Here is a 16,998-nt window from a genome sequence, read left to right as displayed (position 1 = left end):
TAAAAAATAGCAGGGCTGCCACCCTGCTATTTTTTCGTATGAAAACATTGCCTCATACTAATTTCCTTTGTTACTCATAGAATAGCATGATATAAAAGGATAGTCAAATTTTACGTACTTTCACTAAAACACGCAGAAAATCCGCATATTTTCTGATATAATAATAGATTAGAGAGTATAAAAATTTATTTTCTATTCACCATGGTATGTATTGATTCGTAATGATTAATCATAGTGATTAGGGCTGAGTATATACCATAAAGGAGGAACGTATGGAACGCGTGTCAGCAAGTCTTATTGAAGAAATTCGCAGTGCCTTAGTAGAGCGTTATAATCGCGATCAAGAGATTCAGCAAATGATTGAAGAAATCGGCGCTGAAGAAGGTCTTAATGAAAAAGAATTGTTTGTTATTCACCAAGCCTATTTAGAGGTTAAGGAACGCATGCAGTATACGGCGAATTTGATGGAATTGTGGAATCAAATTGAGGTCGTTCAGGATCGCATGAGTATGCTTAATTCTTATGAAAGCTTGGAACGCGATTTATTTGGCGATGTTCTTTCCTTTGATAAACCGATGGGTTATGGTGCGTCTAATCAAGACAACTTAGATTATGCGATGGAGCAAGTTAAGTTACACGACGTAGATCATGACATCGAAGATATTGATGATGAAAGTATCCTAGACCGAGATATTCATACATCTTTAGATCCTTATGATATGGTGAATTCCTTGTTGTACTCTAAACAATCCACGGGCGATAAGGATAAAACTAAACAACAAAAGGAAATCGACAAGCTTATCAAAAAACAACTGAAACGCGTAGAAGAAGAATGGGCGAAGCTTTCAGGGAAAAAGGCTAAAAAAGATAAGAAAAAGAAAGACAAAGATAAAAAAAAGGACAAGAAAGACAAGCAGTCTAAGAAAGAATTCGAACTTGTAAAGGAATCTAAGAAGTCCAAGAAGGACAAAGAGTCCAAAAAAAGTAAGAAGGATAAGGATTCTAAAAAATCTAAGAAAGACAAGGATGCTAAGAAGGATAAAAAGGCTAAGAAATTAGAAAAAGCCTTGAAGAAGGAGTCTCAAAAGTCCACAAAAAAGGACTAACCGTAGATTTTATAAATGACCACGGCCAGAAAACTACGGATAAGGGCTGTGGAAAATGCAAGCGGTGCAAGGGGCCGCGGTGTAGGAAATATAGTATATAAAGTTGGGGAATGGTATGAATCGTTGGTTGAACTGGATAAAAGGCATTCAACAGGAATTAAAAGCATTTTTGTTCTTTTCTATCTTGTTTACGCTTTTTAGAATCGTATTTTTAATTATATTTCAATCTCAATTAGATACGACTACAATGGACAGTATTTTAATGTCTTTATGGCTTGGTTTTCGGTTGAGTTTGAAGACCGTTGGATCGATTGTCCTTGTAAGTTTGCTATTTGCTACATTGCCATCTATAGTGTGGCCGAAATGGAAGGCCCAAGGTGTACGCAAGGTTTGGTATGGATTTGTTACCATCTTCTTTACATTGCTTTTTATGGGGCGTATTCCGTTTTATACCATATTTAACTCCTCTTACAATGCGATGCTTATCAATGGCAAACATGACGATATTCATGCCATTATCAATACGGCTATCAATGAATATCATGGTATACCATATTTAATTGGTGGCATTGCGCTTAGTATTATTTTCACTTGGCTTTTAGTGAAAGTACTAAATACCAACACATATGAATGGGCACCTAGTACTAAGCGTAGTAAATGGATTACTGGTGTTCTAAGTTTTGTTGGATTTGGTGTACTATTCGTATTTTTCCGCTTTGGTGGAGCCTTTGGTTATACGAATTCCATTAACTGGGAAAGCGCAGCTCGACTTAATTCAAATCTATTAAATGAAACAATATTAGACGATGCACAAGCGTTATACCGTGTAAAATCTATTGCGAAACGGACTTCAGAGCTAGAGGATATTCACTTAACACCTGCTGAATTACATGAAAAAATACAGGCCATTGGCGGTAATCCTAATAGTACACGATTTGATGAAGCTTTCACAAAAACGATAACAACAGAGCGATTACAACAACAACCGCAATCTATTAATATCATTCTCGGTGAATCCTATGGCTTATGGCCATTTCTTGCTGAATTCAACGAACCTGGTGCGTATCTTGTAGAGCAAGGTCGTAAGTACGCGGCTAGTCCACAGGCGATGGGTACGCAAATGGCCTTGGCTCAAGGAACAGGTACGATGCCTGCCATTATTGGTTTATTAACGGGCATGCCGGATACGGGGATGTATCCAAACTATAGCGTAGGCATGCTACAAGAACCATATGGCCTCGGTATTGGACCGGTTATGAAAAAACTAGGTTATAAGACCGTATTTTGGTATGGCGGTTTTAGTACTTGGCAAAATGTTAAGAACTTTGCATTAGAACAAGGTTTTGATGAATTTCACGATGCATCTGAAATGCCGAGCAATGAAACAAATGCTTGGGGTGTAGCCGATGGAGATATGTTCAAGGCTATCAATGCATACATGGACAAACATCGTGGCGAAAAAATCATCAATGTCATCATGACTACGTCGAATCATCCTCCATATAGTGTGAATGTGGCGAAGGAAGGCTATGATGCGGATAAGGTTCGTAAGAACTTGCCAGATTCCATTGCCAATACGGATAAGCAAATTAACGAAATGGGCCACATATGGTATGCAGACCATGTGATGGGTGAATTTATTAGCAAAGAGGAACAATCTGATCCAACTTCATTATTTGTTATCACCGGTGACCATAGCGAACGCTTTACCTTTGCTCGTGAACAAAGTGCTAATGTGTTCTCTACGATTCCGATTATTTTCTATGGACAAGGCATCAAAAAAGAATGGCTTTCACCAAATGCATTCGGCATGAGCATCCAAATCATTCCGACCTTAGCGGAACTCGTAGGTCGCACAGGGCAAACCTATGAAGCTATGGTGCCGAGTCTATTTAATCAAGGGCCATTCGTGTTTAACCATCGTTTGTGGATGGATACAAATGGTATTTATTTAGAAAATGAACAAATGCCGCAAGCCTATGCTAACTCTATGAAAACCATGCGAGAATTAACGGCTTGGCGGTTAAAACATGGGGATAGTATCCAATAGGGGAATATTTTAATTTATATCATTAACAAAATGAACTCCATATTGTCAGGGAATATATAGGGTTTGTTTACTTACAAAAGGAACTATCATGGGTGAACAATTTTTCTTATCCCTCCAACAAAATATTAAACTATTCCTCTGGATGCCTATACTCTGTGCTATCTTTAGGGCTATCTTTATCGGCGTGTACCATCCATATGAAACGCTAAAGGGCAAGGGACACATCATTCGTACTTGCTTTACCTTTGGATTTTGGTGGGGCATGGATATCAACGCCTATCAGCTATTGATTTTGCTTGTGCTTGGAACCTTGCCGTTCTTGGCTTTTCCAGATTACTACATGATGGCAGCCATCGTTTTAAATACGGTGTTGAGCTGCATTATATATGCTGCCTTTGCCGGTAAGATGCAGTTCTACAAGCATTTTAACGATACCTATAACTACATGTTGCACTATGGTAAGCATGCGGATAAGAAAAACCTCATCGATATTTTCTTTAATCAAGACAAGGGTTGGTGGGTGCTCGCCGGATTCATTCCTGTAGCGGTCATTAGCTATGGGGCTAGCACATTACTGTCTGCGATTCCGTCCATTCCGTATCCTCATTTTGAAAGCAATATCGCAGCTGGCGCTAGTGCCTTTGGATTTTTGGTAATCTATGTGGTGATTTACTATTGGCTTCATTATGGTGGGACATTGAATCACCGCAATAAACCGGAATGGGACGTGGTGCCAACCATCGTTAAGGAGGATATCTTCTTTGCAAAGGCCACCATTGACGATTTAGAGGCTCTCAAATTGGTTCGCAAAACGCCGTTGACAGCGGCGCAAATGAAATCCGATGAGGAACTCGTAGAGGATGTGAACCATCTTATGCCGTGCCGTGATTGGCAAACCTTGGATAATCCATTGTATGCCTTTAAACGCGTAGCAAAGGGTGCTCGCATTGCTAAGCCTAAGCATATCTTTTTGATTGTTGGTGAAAGCATCCCTCAGTGGTCCATGGATCTGTTGTATATGAATTTTAATATCTGTCCAGGATTGCGTGAGTTTGCGGCTGATGTGCATACGGCGTGTGTGCCTAATTTCTTGCCAGCCGGTAATGTGTCACGTCCTTCTATTTCAAGCCTCATAAGCGGTATCTATGATAGCGGCATGGAATTAAATGAAAAGGAAATTTTTTGGAACAATACATTGCCAACTGCTCTGGCAGCACAGATAAAACGATTAGGATACCAAACCATTTACTGGTACGGTGGTAACTCATCGAGTGGTAACTTTACGAAATACGGCAAGGCCCAAGGCTTTGACCGTATTGAAAATGCTACCGAATTCTGTGGTCCTCAAGCACCGCAAACATGGCTTGGCGTATACGATCACGTATTCCTCGAAGAGGCGGCAAAACGCATCGTAGCTATGGAGGAACCGACATTCCATTTTGTATATACTACGACTAATCATGGTCCCTATAAATTAGAAGATAAGTACCTTGATTTTGATGCACGCCGCGATTTGCCTGGCGTTGGCGATGATATTTTAAATCGCAAGGATGGCAATAAGGGCTTAGCAACTTACAAATATTGTGATAAGGCCATCTTTGATTTTGTAGATGCTATGAAAGCGAAGTTCCCAGATAGCTTGTTCATCGTAACGGGTGACCATTCCAATCTATTTGGTGAATTTAATAATACATCCTTCTTGCATCGGGATTATACGATGCGTGAAATTCGTAATACCGTATTTTATATGCAACATCCAGAGCTTTCACAAACATCACTACCTGCATCTATTGGCACGCATCTAAGCATCATGCCAACGATCATAGAGGCCATCGCGCCAAAAGGGTTCGAATATTATGCGGCGGTGCCATCCGCATTTGATGAACAACCGGATGTGCATGTAACACCATACCAATGGATCACAAGCGACATGGTAGGGGATGTGCTCGGCGATTACGGACAATACCAAGCCTACACGGCGGAACCATCCGAATACATACGCCCAATCGATAACCACGCGCAGGACGCAGAATATTGGCGCTCCTTATCGGCGTGGATGATGAAATTTTATGCTAATGTACAATAGGGGAGACATACATGGCAACAGTAACGGTCATTATTTTGGCTAAAAATGAAGAACAACATATGAAAGACTGTATCGCATCTGCACAATTTGCTGATGAGGTGCTTCTTATCGACGATGGCAGCACGGATAAAACGGTAGAGATTGCTGAATCTATGGGGGCCCGCGTCGTACATCATGCTATGAATGGCGATTGGTCTCAACAACGACGTTTTGCTGTCGAAGAGGCTCGGTCCGAATGGATTTTCTTCCTCGATGCAGATGAACGCATTTCGCCAGAATTACAACGAGAAGCACAAGATGTGCTGGCTAAGAATGAGAAAAAAGCATACTGGATTGAACGGTCGAATGTATTCCATCACAATAAGGCCACTCATGGTGTGTTGCGACCTGATTACGTGTTGCGATTTATGCCAAAAGAGGGTACGAATATAGAAGGATTTGTACACGAAACTATATCCAGCACCTATCCTGAGGCTAAATTACATGGCAAAATGTATCATTATACTTACGATAATTGGCATCAGTATTTCAATAAATTCAATAATTATACGACATTGGCGGCTAAGAAATATAAGGAAAACGGAAAATCCTGTTCCTTTGTAAAGGATATTCTTATCCGTCCAAGCTGGGCTTTTTTCAAGGTGTACATTTTAGATAGAGGTTTTTTAGATGGAAAAATGGGATTTATCCTTTCCGTGAACCATTATTTCTATACCATGATTAAGTACGTAAAGCTATATTATTTATTGAAATCCAATGGGAAACTATAACAGATCTAGATAATAGATTCTAGATAACAGATGAGTGTTAGTAGAGAAAGGAAGGACCACAATGCGCGTAGCCATTTTGGAAAGCATCATTATGCCTGCTGGTCATGAGGTAGAATTTGACCGCATGATCATCAATGAATTAAAACGCCAAGGTCATGAACCGGTATTGATGGTGCCGGAGAACTTTACCTTTAAGGTTGATTATGGCGTTGAGGTTATCTATCTTGAAGGCGGAGAGGTAGTGACCTATGCAGGTGCATCGAAATGGAAAAAACCGTTCTTGTCCATTTTGCGTGAACGACGTCGCCGTGCATGGTTTACTTCAGCTGCTAAGAAATTAGAGGAACACAACTGTGATGCTCTAATCATTCCTACCTCTACGTATCGCTATATAAAAGCACTATTGGATACGCCTTTAAAACATGCAAAGGTACCTGTTCACTTTATTTTCCATGGCATTGGCAAGGGTGAAAACGTACGATTCTTGAAACAAGCGGAACGTGCCAATCGATATCAAAATATTTACCTAGATGTTATCACCTTGCGCGACGATATGCTGCGCAGTGACCTACCGCGCGTACGTCCTATTCTACCTCCTGTGTTTACCCCTTCGACGGGTGAAACGCCAATCTTCTCTACACATACGCCGCTTCGTCTTGGATTTTTCGGTCAATTCCGCAAAGAAAAGAATATTATCCCGTTATTGGATGCTTTCAAAACAGCTGCTTTTACGAGTCCCGTAGAACTCTTGGTACAAGGGGCGACAGCAAAACCTGAGGACGGCGAACTATTCGATGCCATCGCTGACGAATACAAGGACGTGCCAGGGCTTTCATTCCTACATGCGAACCTCATCGGATCCGATTGGGACAAGGCTTTACTAGACGTAGATGCCATCTTGATGCCATATGGTGCTGAACGGTATCGCTATCACTGGAGCGCCATGCTTTATACGGCTATTGGGTTCTATAAACCGGCCTTGGTATCGCCTGAAATCAATCCTGAGGTGCTGCGCGATTATCATGTTGGTGAAAGCTTAGACATATCCTCGGTGGATACGATTCGTGCTGGATTAGAACAATTCGTAAACAAAATGATTGAACATCCAGACATATATGAGGCAGGTTTGGTACAAGCCAATGAAGACTTTGGACATAAACGGATGATTGATTCAATCATTAATGTATAACTATACAAGAATTTTTGGAATAATCTTTTGATAATCTTTTGAAATTATTATATTGATAGATTAGAAAATCCAAAAAACATAGATAGAATAAGAGTTTATAGAAAAAATAATCTTTTGACAATCTTTTGACAATCTTTTGAAATGAAATATGTATAAGTAAGGAGAGTGTATGTTTCAATATATAAAGGACCAATGGGCTAATGGTCGAGCTATTTATGGGAAAAAATCATGGCGTGAAACACGACGCGTAATCTTGCATTTCTTGCGAACTGTAGGCCACAAACAAGAGATGATGGAATATAAGTCTTTTTTTGAAAGCTACGCACCAGATCAACATATTTTAGATAAACAAGAAGGCCTCTATGAGTTGATGAGCCGTATTTTCTTGTTTAAAGAATCTACCTTGCGTGAACGCATTGATGCGGTAAAGAATCACTTTACAGCCTTAGAAGATGTATTTACGCCTGAGGCCATCGAAATGCTATATAATCCGGATGAACTAAAACCGGAAGGATTGAAACAAGGCATTTTACTTTGGGAAGATGCTGATTTAAACATGACGGCACACCTTAACTTTATGACTGGTCAACGTAAGGAAGGTTTATTTACCATTCTGTTGCAACTAGGCGACCAAGGCGTATATCATGCGAACATCCGCCTCGGCAAAGGTTTAGAAGGGGAACCAGCATTGTGGATTGGCACCATCCAAGGGTACAAGGATGGCCTTGATAATGCGAAACATATTACAAAAAAAATGTTCGGATATCGTCCAAAAAACTTTATCGTATTTTTGATTCGGGAACTCGCTAAATACTGTAAAGTTCAATCCATGTATGCTGTATCTGACGAAGGTTTCTACGCCAATACACACATGGTACGTGGCCATAAGGCAAAAGTAGCTGAACTCGATCCATTGTGGGATGACATTGGCGGTACAGTTACACAAGATCCACGATTCTTCAAAATTCCATTGGAAGAATATAGAAAACCGATTGAAGAAATCAAATCACAAAAACGTAGTCAATATCGGAAGAGATATGAACTATTGGATCAGTACGAAGAACAAATTAAAGAAAATTTGAAGGCGTATTTAAAATAGAATATTGGGATGTATAAAACTTCTACTATAAAATGTAATTAATTATATAGTAGAAGTTTTTTTATAGGATTAGATTTTAAGTGATTATATACATTTTAATAAATGAATAAAGTATGAGTTTATGCGTAATTAAAGGTCTATATATGCTATAATAAATGTAATTATTATAGTCAGTAAACACCTTTTAATTGCTATACATATGGGGTTTGATAATGAATATTTTACTAGTAAATACGACTAAGATGGTTGGAGATACAGGCGGATTAGCAAAAGTAACCAGTGCTTTTGCTAATGAAATGCATAAACGAGGACATACTGTATCAGTTATTTATGCTGATGAACGTAGTGGTGATTTTTTCTTTCCTATAGATGAGGATATAAAGTGTTATGATGTACGACTACAGAATGGAAAACGAATCAAATATCCTCTTTCATTACGTTTAAAACGTGAGTTTTATCGATTATTTAGTAAACAAAAAGCACGTACTGTAAATAACGATTTTAACTATAAATATATTTGCCCTTATATGGGACAAATAATAAAAACAATAAATCCAGATATTATTGTATCATTTACTCCAGGTGCATCTAAAAGTTTGATAATTGATTTAAATATTAATAATCATATACCTATTATTACTATGAGTCATGGTAATCCAGAAGATTATTTTGATTTTTATCCTGTTTTGTCTTTAGAAGCTGTAAAGCAATCTGATGTAAATCAAGTGCTATTACCATCATTTAAAAAAGTATTAGAAGGACATCTTCCTAATAATAAAATTGTGGTTATAGGAAATGTAGTACCACAATTTACCAATCAAGTAGACTTAACAAAACCAAAAGATGTACATAAAATTTTATTTATAGGTCGTTTGGCAAAGGGACATAAGCGACCTCACTTATTAATTGAAGCTTTTTCTAAAGTGGCAGATCAATTTCCAAATTGGATTGTTGAACTGTGGGGCGCTGATGAGAATAAAGCCTATAAAGCACAATTAGAATTGATGATAAAACAGGCAAATTTAACGGATAGGGTCCAATTTAAAGGTATTACTAAGGATGTGGAATCTGTTTTATCAACAGGAGATATATATGCCATGATGAGTGCATCAGAAGGTTTTGGTTTATCGATGGCTGAAGCGATGGCTAAAGGGTTACCTGTCATAGCTTGTGATACATGGCTTGGTGTATCTGATATGGTGCAAGATGAATATAATGGAATTTTGGTAGCAGACAATTCTGATGATATTGCACAGGGGTTAAAAAAACTTATGTCTGATAATGAGTTGTGTACTAATTTAGGAAAGAATGCATCTAATTCTATGAAACAATATGCTCCTAATATTATATGGTCTAGATGGGAAAATTTATTATTTGAGACTATTAGAAATTAATGCAGCTTTATTTATATAGGAATAAGATTTGGTAGGGATATTATTAAGATAGGGTGTAGTTGTATGTATTATATTTTTACTTTTTTTATAGTATTTCTAGTATTATATTTTTCTCTTATATATTTATCAAAAGGTTTAGATAATTCAGACTATCGTGTTTCTGCTGTTAAGTTATTAATACCATTAATTTTACTTACAGGTGTAATATATATTAGTATTAATTTTTTTTATGTTGATATGAGTATATTTATTGTGCCAAGTATTATTGGTTTAATTATTTCGTATACTTATCCAGTAATTTATTATTTAACAAATAGCAATGGAAAAATTGGATTTTTGCATTGCTATGATTTTGTATGGGGAATATATTCTGTTATTGAATTAATATTAATAACAATGATATTAGGTTATTTTATTAATAGTGAAATTATTTGTCGTATTATATATTGCATAATTATTATTGGCTTTTTAACACCAAGTATAGTAACGATTTTATATTATTTAATATATAGAAAAGTTATTGATATTTCTACTATACAGACTATTTATTATACACAAAAATATGAGGTTATTGAGTTTTTTAAAACAATCTCATCTTTTGAAAAGTTTTTAATTCTTTTAGGTGGTCTTTGTTTTATTGTAGCAATATTCTTGTTATCAAATTTTTCTATAGTACTGAATTCTTTTAAAATAACTGATTTATTCATTATGAATATATTTTTTTGGGGAATCATTTATTTTACTTTTATTGTAAAAGGTCAAAATGCTTTAATAAGAAAAACAGGACTAATTAAATTAGTATTAGAATTTTGTAGATTCCAAAGAAGTTTAGCACAATATAATGTAAAGCATAAAGAAGCAATAGAAAATTTAAAATTTGAGCATTTATTAAGTAAATCAGGAAATACATTTATTCTTGTTATAGGAGAATCTGCTAATACAGATCATATGTCTGCCCTATGTGAATACAATCGAGATACTACTCCATGGTTAACTGAAATGAGTAAATCTGATAAGATTCTTACATTTAATCATATGTATTCATCATTTGTACAAACGGCAAAGGTAATGGAGTTAGCTTTAACTAATGCTAATCAATATAATAATATAAATTTTGTTGATGCTATTACTATTATTGATGCAGCAAAATCTTGTGGATTTGAAACGTTTTGGTATAGTAATCAAGGCGTTGCTAATGTAGAAAATACAGTTGTATCTATCATTGGCCAGAAGGCAGATTATTATAGATGGACTTTAGAAGATTATACATCTGTTCCATATGATGAAGCGTTGTTAGATTATTTAAAATCCATTCCTCAAACAGATTCTAATAAGTTGATAGTATTACATTTAAAAGGTAGCCATGTTGTATTTAATGAAAGATATCCAGCAGAGTTTGAGGTTTGGCCTGTAGAAAAAAATCATGGCTTAGGAGTAAATGCTTATGATAATTCAATACGTTATACGGATTATATATTAAAATTAATTTTTAATTATAGTAAATCTGCTTTAAATTTACAGTCTATGGTTTATTTTTCAGATCATGGAACAGATATTGAAGTAAAAAGAAAACCTTATTTTAATGGATTTGACACCGTTAGAGTTCCATTATTTATTTATTTGTCTGATGAATATAAGATGAGATATTCTGAAACTTATAAAAACTTAAAGCAACATAAGGATTATTATATTACCAATGATTTGATTTTTAACCTGATGTTAGGAATAATGCAAATCAAATGTGATAGTGTCCCTTTTGAGGATGATTTTACTAAAAAAGAATATATATATACAAAGGAGTCATTAAAAACTAATTTAGGAAAAGTATCATTAAGTGAGGATATTGATCATTAGAAACTTATTCTAATTTATGGAGAAGAATATGAATACTTGTTTAGTTACTAATCAAAGAAATAGCAGTATATTTTCTAGAAATATGATTGCTGCGAATACGCAACTAGGTAATTGTACAGAGATATTTGAACTAGATTATGATAAATCTGTACAAGTAGAGCGAAATCGACTATTAAGTGTAATTAAACATAAGAAAATAGATATAGTTTTATTTCTTAATGATTTTAGATTTCCAGATCAAACATTTCTTATAAATGAAACTATATCTCAACAGGTTGATTGTCGATTATGGGTTTGGGATGCTATGCATGATATAAATGATTTAAAAAATCATATATATCTATATTCTAAAATTTATTCTTTTGAGATAAATGATATTTTACAATTAAAAAAATATTATTCTATTGAGGGAGAATACTTGCCATTATTTGCGGGGCCAGAATTTTATACTTCACCTCGTACATCTGAAGATAAGCAAGATATAGATATATTTTTTATTGGTACGATTGCAGGTATACAAAAACGATTAGATATATTAGAAGCCGCTGCTAAGTTAGCATATGAGAAGAATTATAAGATGCTTGTATTAGGACGTATATGGCATGATCATCATTGGCATCAACGGATTATCGGTAAATGGAAGTTTAAACGTAGATATCCATATTTATCTAAATTTGTTGAGAATAAAGTATTAACACCTAGTGATGTAATTACTTATTATAAACGGACAAAAATCAATTTGAATATCCATATAGAAGGGCATACATGTTATAATTGTCGAACTTTTGAGGTTATGGGTAATGATAATTTTATTTTGAGTGATAGACAGAATATATGTAATTTAGAATTAAAAGAAAAAAGAGATTTCGAGTGTTATTCTAATATAAATGAGCTACTTGAAAAGATTGAATATTATATGAGTCATGAAGATGAACGCAATCAAATTGCTAGAAATGGTGGTCAACTTATTAGAGAAAAATATAATTTAGTAAACGCATTAAAATTAATTTTTTCTTAAAAGAATAAAGAAGGATAAGTATGAAGGGGATTATTTTAGCTGGTGGATCAGGGACACGTCTATATCCATTAACATTAGTAACATCTAAACAATTATTGCCTGTTTATGATAAACCAATGATATTTTATCCATTATCTATGCTTATGTTAGCAGAGATTAAGGATATCTTGATTATATCAACACCGCAGGATTTACCTAATTTTGAACGCTTATTAGGTGATGGTTCTAGATATGGCATTAATTTACAATATAAAGAGCAACCATCCCCAGATGGATTAGCACAAGCTTTTATTATTGGTGAAGAATTTATTGATGGTGATTCTTGTGCCATGATTTTGGGTGATAATATTTTTTATGGTGCAGGGATGAGAAAACAATTGCAAGAAGCTGCACAGGCTACAAGTGGTGCGACTGTATTTGGTTATCATGTAGAAGATCCAGAACGTTTTGGTGTTGTTGAATTTGATGAAAATGGATTAGTAAAATCTATTGAAGAAAAACCGCAACATCCTAAATCAAATTATGCCGTTACAGGGTTATATTTCTATGATAAAGACGTTTGTGAATTGGCTAAAAAGGTAACACCATCTGATCGTGGAGAATTAGAAATAACAGATTTAAATAAAATGTACTTAGAACGTGGTGATTTACGTGTTCACACACTTGGTAGAGGGTATTCTTGGTTAGATACAGGAACTGTGGATTCTCTTAGTGATGCATCTGAATTTGTTCGAGTTATTCAAACACGTTCTGGTATTGAAATATCTGCCTTAGAAGAAATTGCTTATCGTAATAACTGGATTAGTAAAGAACAATTATTAGAAAGTGCAAAGCTATATGGTAAGTCACCATATGGTAAACATTTACGGCGTGTAGCAGAGGGGCAAATACAAGGATAGGGGTTGTATAATATGGGAATCAAGGTTACAGAAACAGGTATCCCAGGTCTTGTGATTATTGAACCACAAGTTTTTGGTGATCATCGAGGATTCTTTATGGAATCATGGAATAAGCGAACTATGGAAGAGGCTGGCTTATTTTATAATTTTGTACAAGACAATCACTCATCATCTACTGTAAAAGGTACATTGCGTGGCATCCACTTTCAATATGGCGATAAGGCACAAGCAAAATTAGTACGATGTGTACGTGGTGCAGTACTTGATGTAGCAGTTGATCTTCGTAAGGATAGTCCTACATATAAGCAATGGTATGGTGTTGAACTTAGTGAAAAAAATCGAAAACAATTTCTAATCCCTCGTGGCTTTGGGCATGGTTTTGTAACCCTAACAGATCATGTTGAGTTTATGTATAAAGCAGATAACTATTACGCATCAGAATCAGATGGTGGTATTCGATGGAATGATCCCATATTAGCTATTAATTGGGGTATAGAAAATCCTATCCTATCTGAGAAGGATAGAAAATCTCCATTCTTTGATGAATTAGAGAATAAGATATCCTTTACAATGGCTGATAGTGGACAATAGGGTGGTGAACATATGAATATTATTGTAACCGGTGGTGCTGGGTTTATCGGTGGTAACTTTGTACATATGATGGTAGCTAAGTATCCAGAGGATCATATCATATGCGTTGATGCACTAACCTATGCAGGTAATTTAGAAACTTTAGAACCTGTAAAAGATAAGTCTAATTTTTCTTTCGTGAAAGCAGACATTGCAGATAGACAAGCTATTTATAAAATATTTGAGCAATATAAGCCAGATATAGTTATTAACTTTGCAGCTGAGTCTCATGTAGATAGAAGCATTGAGAATCCAGAAGTATTCTTGCGTACGAATATTATGGGGACTGCTGTATTAATGGATGCTTGTCGTAAATATGGAATTCAGCGATATCATCAAGTATCCACAGATGAAGTGTATGGTGATTTACCACTAGATCGACCAGATTTATTCTTTACGGAAGAGACACCGATTCATACATCGAGTCCATATTCATCATCTAAAGCATCTGCTGATTTATTAGTATTAGCCTACCATAGAACGTATGGTTTACCTGTAACGATTTCTCGTTGTTCAAATAATTATGGACCATATCATTTTCCAGAAAAATTGATTCCATTGATGATCATTAATGCTTTCAATAATAAACAATTACCTGTATATGGGGATGGAAAGAATGTGCGCGATTGGTTATATGTAGAAGATCATTGTGAGGCCATTGATTTAATCGTTAGAAAAGGTCGTGTAGGAGAGGTTTATAATATTGGTGGTCATAATGAACGTGCTAATATTGATGTAGTAAAAACGATTTTATCTACATTGGGAAAAGATGAATCGTTAATTACTTATGTTACAGACCGACCAGGGCATGACCAACGGTATGCTATAGATCCTACTAAAATTAATGATGAATTAGGATGGTTGCCAAAAACATCTTTTGATGAGGGAATAAAGAGAACTATTCAATGGTATATGCATAATCAAGACTGGTGGGAACATATAATTAGTGGGGAATATAAAAGTAAATACGGACGTTAAATATTGTTATGAAAATAATTTTATTAGAGTATACTATTTAGTATAATTAATTATAGATATCATTATATTAATAAGAAAGAGTATAGTTATGACAATTCAAGTATTAAAACCTAAATATCATGTAGAAGAATGTTTAAATGAAATCAGAGAATGTCTTGAAATAGGTTGGACTGGTCTTGGTTTCAAAACAGTAGAATTTGAAAATAAATGGAAAGAATATACTGGTCATGAGAATGCTCATTTCTTAAACTCAGCTACTGTTGGATTACATTTAGCAGTAGAAATCTTAAAAAAAGAAAATGGTTGGGAAAACGGTGATGAAATTATAACTACACCAATTACTTTTGTATCTACGAATCATGCTGTTTTATATGAAAAATTAGTACCTCGTTTTGCTGATGTAGATGAATACCTTTGTTTAGATCCTGAAGATGTAAAACGTAAAATTAATGATAAAACTAGAGCTGTTATTTTTGTTGGTTATGGTGGACGTGTTGGTCAATTAGATAAAATTATTGAAATCTGTAAAGAACATAATCTAAAACTAATTCTTGATGCGGCACACATGGCCGGTACTCGTGTGAATGGACAAATGCCAGGTACATGGCATGGCATAGATGTGGCTGTCTATTCATTCCAGGCTGTTAAAAATTTACCAACTGCTGATAGTGGTATGATTTGTTTCCATAATAAAAAGTATGATGAAATTTGTCGCAAATTGACATGGTTAGGTATTAATAAGGATACGTATGCTCGTAATAGTGGCACAAAAGGTTCTTATAAATGGAAATATGATGTAGAGTACCTGGGTTATAAAGATCATGGTAATTCTATCATGGCTGCTATTGGCTTAGTAGAGCTTAAATACTTGGATGAAACAAATGAATATCGTCGTGAATTAGCTAGATGCTATGATGAGATGTTTAAAAATGAGCCAAAAATTCAAATCATCGGTGCACCACATGCCGATGAATGTTCCTATCATATCTATGAAATTGCTGTAGATAATCGAGATGGATTACTTGAATATTTACAAGAAAATGATATCTATCCTGGTGTTCATTATCGTGATAATACAGAGTATGAAATGTATTCTTATGATAATGGTAAATGTCCTAATGCGCATAGAATGTCTAATAGAATTATTACCATGCCACTTCATATGTATTTAACAAAAGATGATGTAAAAATGATTGCTAATAAAGTTATTGAGTTTGTTAATGCATAAATAAGGAAATCATGGATGAGTTAGTAGAAAAATATGGGATTACGGAATGGGAAAAACTCTATTTGGAAGGTATACGAAAAATTAGAGGGACAAGTAATCCTCCTGAATGGTTATATAAATATTCAAAAAAGAAATATGGCTGGAAAGATAATTTATCTAGATATTGGTTTGATAAATATATTGGTATACCAATTGGAAAATTCACATATGGCTATCGTTCTTATCATGAAAGAGAAATGCATTCAATAGGTAGTTTTTGTTCGATAGGTATTGATCAACATCTTGTTCAAAATGGTCATAATATTAATTATGTAAGTACATATGGAAATTTTCTTGATTACAAGAAAGATATGCCTAACGCGGATAGAAGTATTAGAATTGGTAATGATGTATGGATTGGAGCTCATAGTATTATTAGAAGTGGTGTAACTATCGGTGATGGATCCGTTATAGGAGCAGGTAGTGTTATTACAAAGGATGTAGAGCCATACACAGTTGTTGTAGGTAGTAATCGAGTTATAAAACAACGATTTTCTGATAGTATAGTAGAATCTTTATTGTTCATGAAATGGTGGAAATGGGATGATGATAAAATCTTTGAAAGTATGAAGTATTGGTCTAAAATTGAAGAGTTTATAGCCAGGTATAAATAAAAGGTGAAGCCTTCTATATTTACATATTAAGTAAATATAGAAGG

Annotated in this window: 14 protein-coding genes; all 14 read left to right on the top strand. The window is 35.0% G+C overall.

Annotated elements, in window-relative coordinates; all coding sequences use genetic code 11:
* Nucleotides 1-272 precede the first annotated feature (272 nt).
* The 14 genes from O3617_RS06030 (at nucleotide 273) to O3617_RS05965 (ending at nucleotide 16,954) form a co-directional block, all read left to right on the top strand.
* Nucleotides 273-1,106: a hypothetical protein gene (locus tag O3617_RS06030; protein WP_371449150.1), complete on the top strand. Its 834-nt coding sequence runs from the start codon at nucleotides 273-275 to the stop codon at nucleotides 1,104-1,106.
* A 115-nt stretch (nucleotides 1,107-1,221) separates the two neighbouring features.
* Nucleotides 1,222-3,156: an LTA synthase family protein gene (locus tag O3617_RS06025; protein WP_371449149.1), complete on the top strand. Its 1,935-nt coding sequence runs from the start codon at nucleotides 1,222-1,224 to the stop codon at nucleotides 3,154-3,156.
* Between the two features lie 88 nt (nucleotides 3,157-3,244).
* Nucleotides 3,245-5,242, top strand: coding sequence for an LTA synthase family protein (locus O3617_RS06020; protein WP_316601673.1), 1,998 nt, complete (start codon nucleotides 3,245-3,247; stop codon nucleotides 5,240-5,242).
* An 11-nt stretch (nucleotides 5,243-5,253) separates the two neighbouring features.
* Nucleotides 5,254-6,012, top strand: a complete 759-nt coding sequence (locus O3617_RS06015; RefSeq protein ID WP_371449148.1) for a glycosyltransferase family 2 protein — start codon at nucleotides 5,254-5,256, stop codon at nucleotides 6,010-6,012.
* A gap of 61 nt (nucleotides 6,013-6,073) precedes the next feature.
* On the top strand, nucleotides 6,074-7,201 hold the full coding sequence (locus O3617_RS06010; RefSeq protein ID WP_371449147.1) for a glycosyltransferase family 1 protein: 1,128 nt from the start codon (nucleotides 6,074-6,076) through the stop codon (nucleotides 7,199-7,201).
* Between the two features lie 169 nt (nucleotides 7,202-7,370).
* A complete protein-coding gene (locus tag O3617_RS06005) occupies nucleotides 7,371-8,300 on the top strand; it encodes a VirK/YbjX family protein (protein ID WP_371449146.1) in 930 nt (309 codons plus the stop codon).
* 212 nt (nucleotides 8,301-8,512) lie between these two features.
* The gene (locus tag O3617_RS06000; RefSeq protein WP_371449145.1) at nucleotides 8,513-9,694 is read left to right on the top strand and encodes a glycosyltransferase; all 1,182 of its coding nucleotides are present in this window, start codon (nucleotides 8,513-8,515) and stop codon (nucleotides 9,692-9,694) included.
* 63 nt (nucleotides 9,695-9,757) lie between these two features.
* Entirely contained in the window at nucleotides 9,758-11,548 is a 1,791-nt protein-coding gene (locus O3617_RS05995; RefSeq protein ID WP_371449144.1) for a phosphoethanolamine transferase, read from the top strand.
* 28 nt (nucleotides 11,549-11,576) lie between these two features.
* Entirely contained in the window at nucleotides 11,577-12,566 is a 990-nt protein-coding gene (locus O3617_RS05990; RefSeq protein ID WP_371449143.1) for a glycosyltransferase, read from the top strand.
* 20 nt (nucleotides 12,567-12,586) lie between these two features.
* Complete coding sequence (gene rfbA, locus O3617_RS05985; protein ID WP_371449142.1) at nucleotides 12,587-13,465, top strand: glucose-1-phosphate thymidylyltransferase RfbA; 879 nt, start codon at nucleotides 12,587-12,589, stop codon at nucleotides 13,463-13,465.
* A 12-nt stretch (nucleotides 13,466-13,477) separates the two neighbouring features.
* Complete coding sequence (gene rfbC / locus O3617_RS05980) at nucleotides 13,478-14,056, top strand: dTDP-4-dehydrorhamnose 3,5-epimerase (protein WP_371449141.1); 579 nt, start codon at nucleotides 13,478-13,480, stop codon at nucleotides 14,054-14,056.
* 12 nt (nucleotides 14,057-14,068) lie between these two features.
* Nucleotides 14,069-15,073, top strand: a complete 1,005-nt coding sequence (gene rfbB / locus O3617_RS05975; RefSeq protein WP_371449140.1) for a dTDP-glucose 4,6-dehydratase — start codon at nucleotides 14,069-14,071, stop codon at nucleotides 15,071-15,073.
* Between the two features lie 88 nt (nucleotides 15,074-15,161).
* Nucleotides 15,162-16,301, top strand: a complete 1,140-nt coding sequence (locus tag O3617_RS05970) for a DegT/DnrJ/EryC1/StrS family aminotransferase (RefSeq protein ID WP_371449139.1) — start codon at nucleotides 15,162-15,164, stop codon at nucleotides 16,299-16,301.
* Nucleotides 16,302-16,312: 11 nt separating this feature from the next.
* A complete protein-coding gene (locus O3617_RS05965; RefSeq protein WP_371449138.1) occupies nucleotides 16,313-16,954 on the top strand; it encodes a CatB-related O-acetyltransferase in 642 nt (213 codons plus the stop codon).
* The last annotated feature ends 44 nt before the right edge of the window (nucleotides 16,955-16,998 follow it).

Source organism: Veillonella sp. 27098_8_77 (assembly GCF_041431535.1).
GTDB lineage: Bacteria > Bacillota > Negativicutes > Veillonellales > Veillonellaceae > Veillonella.
The sequence above is the reverse complement of the archived record's forward strand: the minus strand, read 5'-3'. Positions and strand labels throughout refer to the sequence as shown.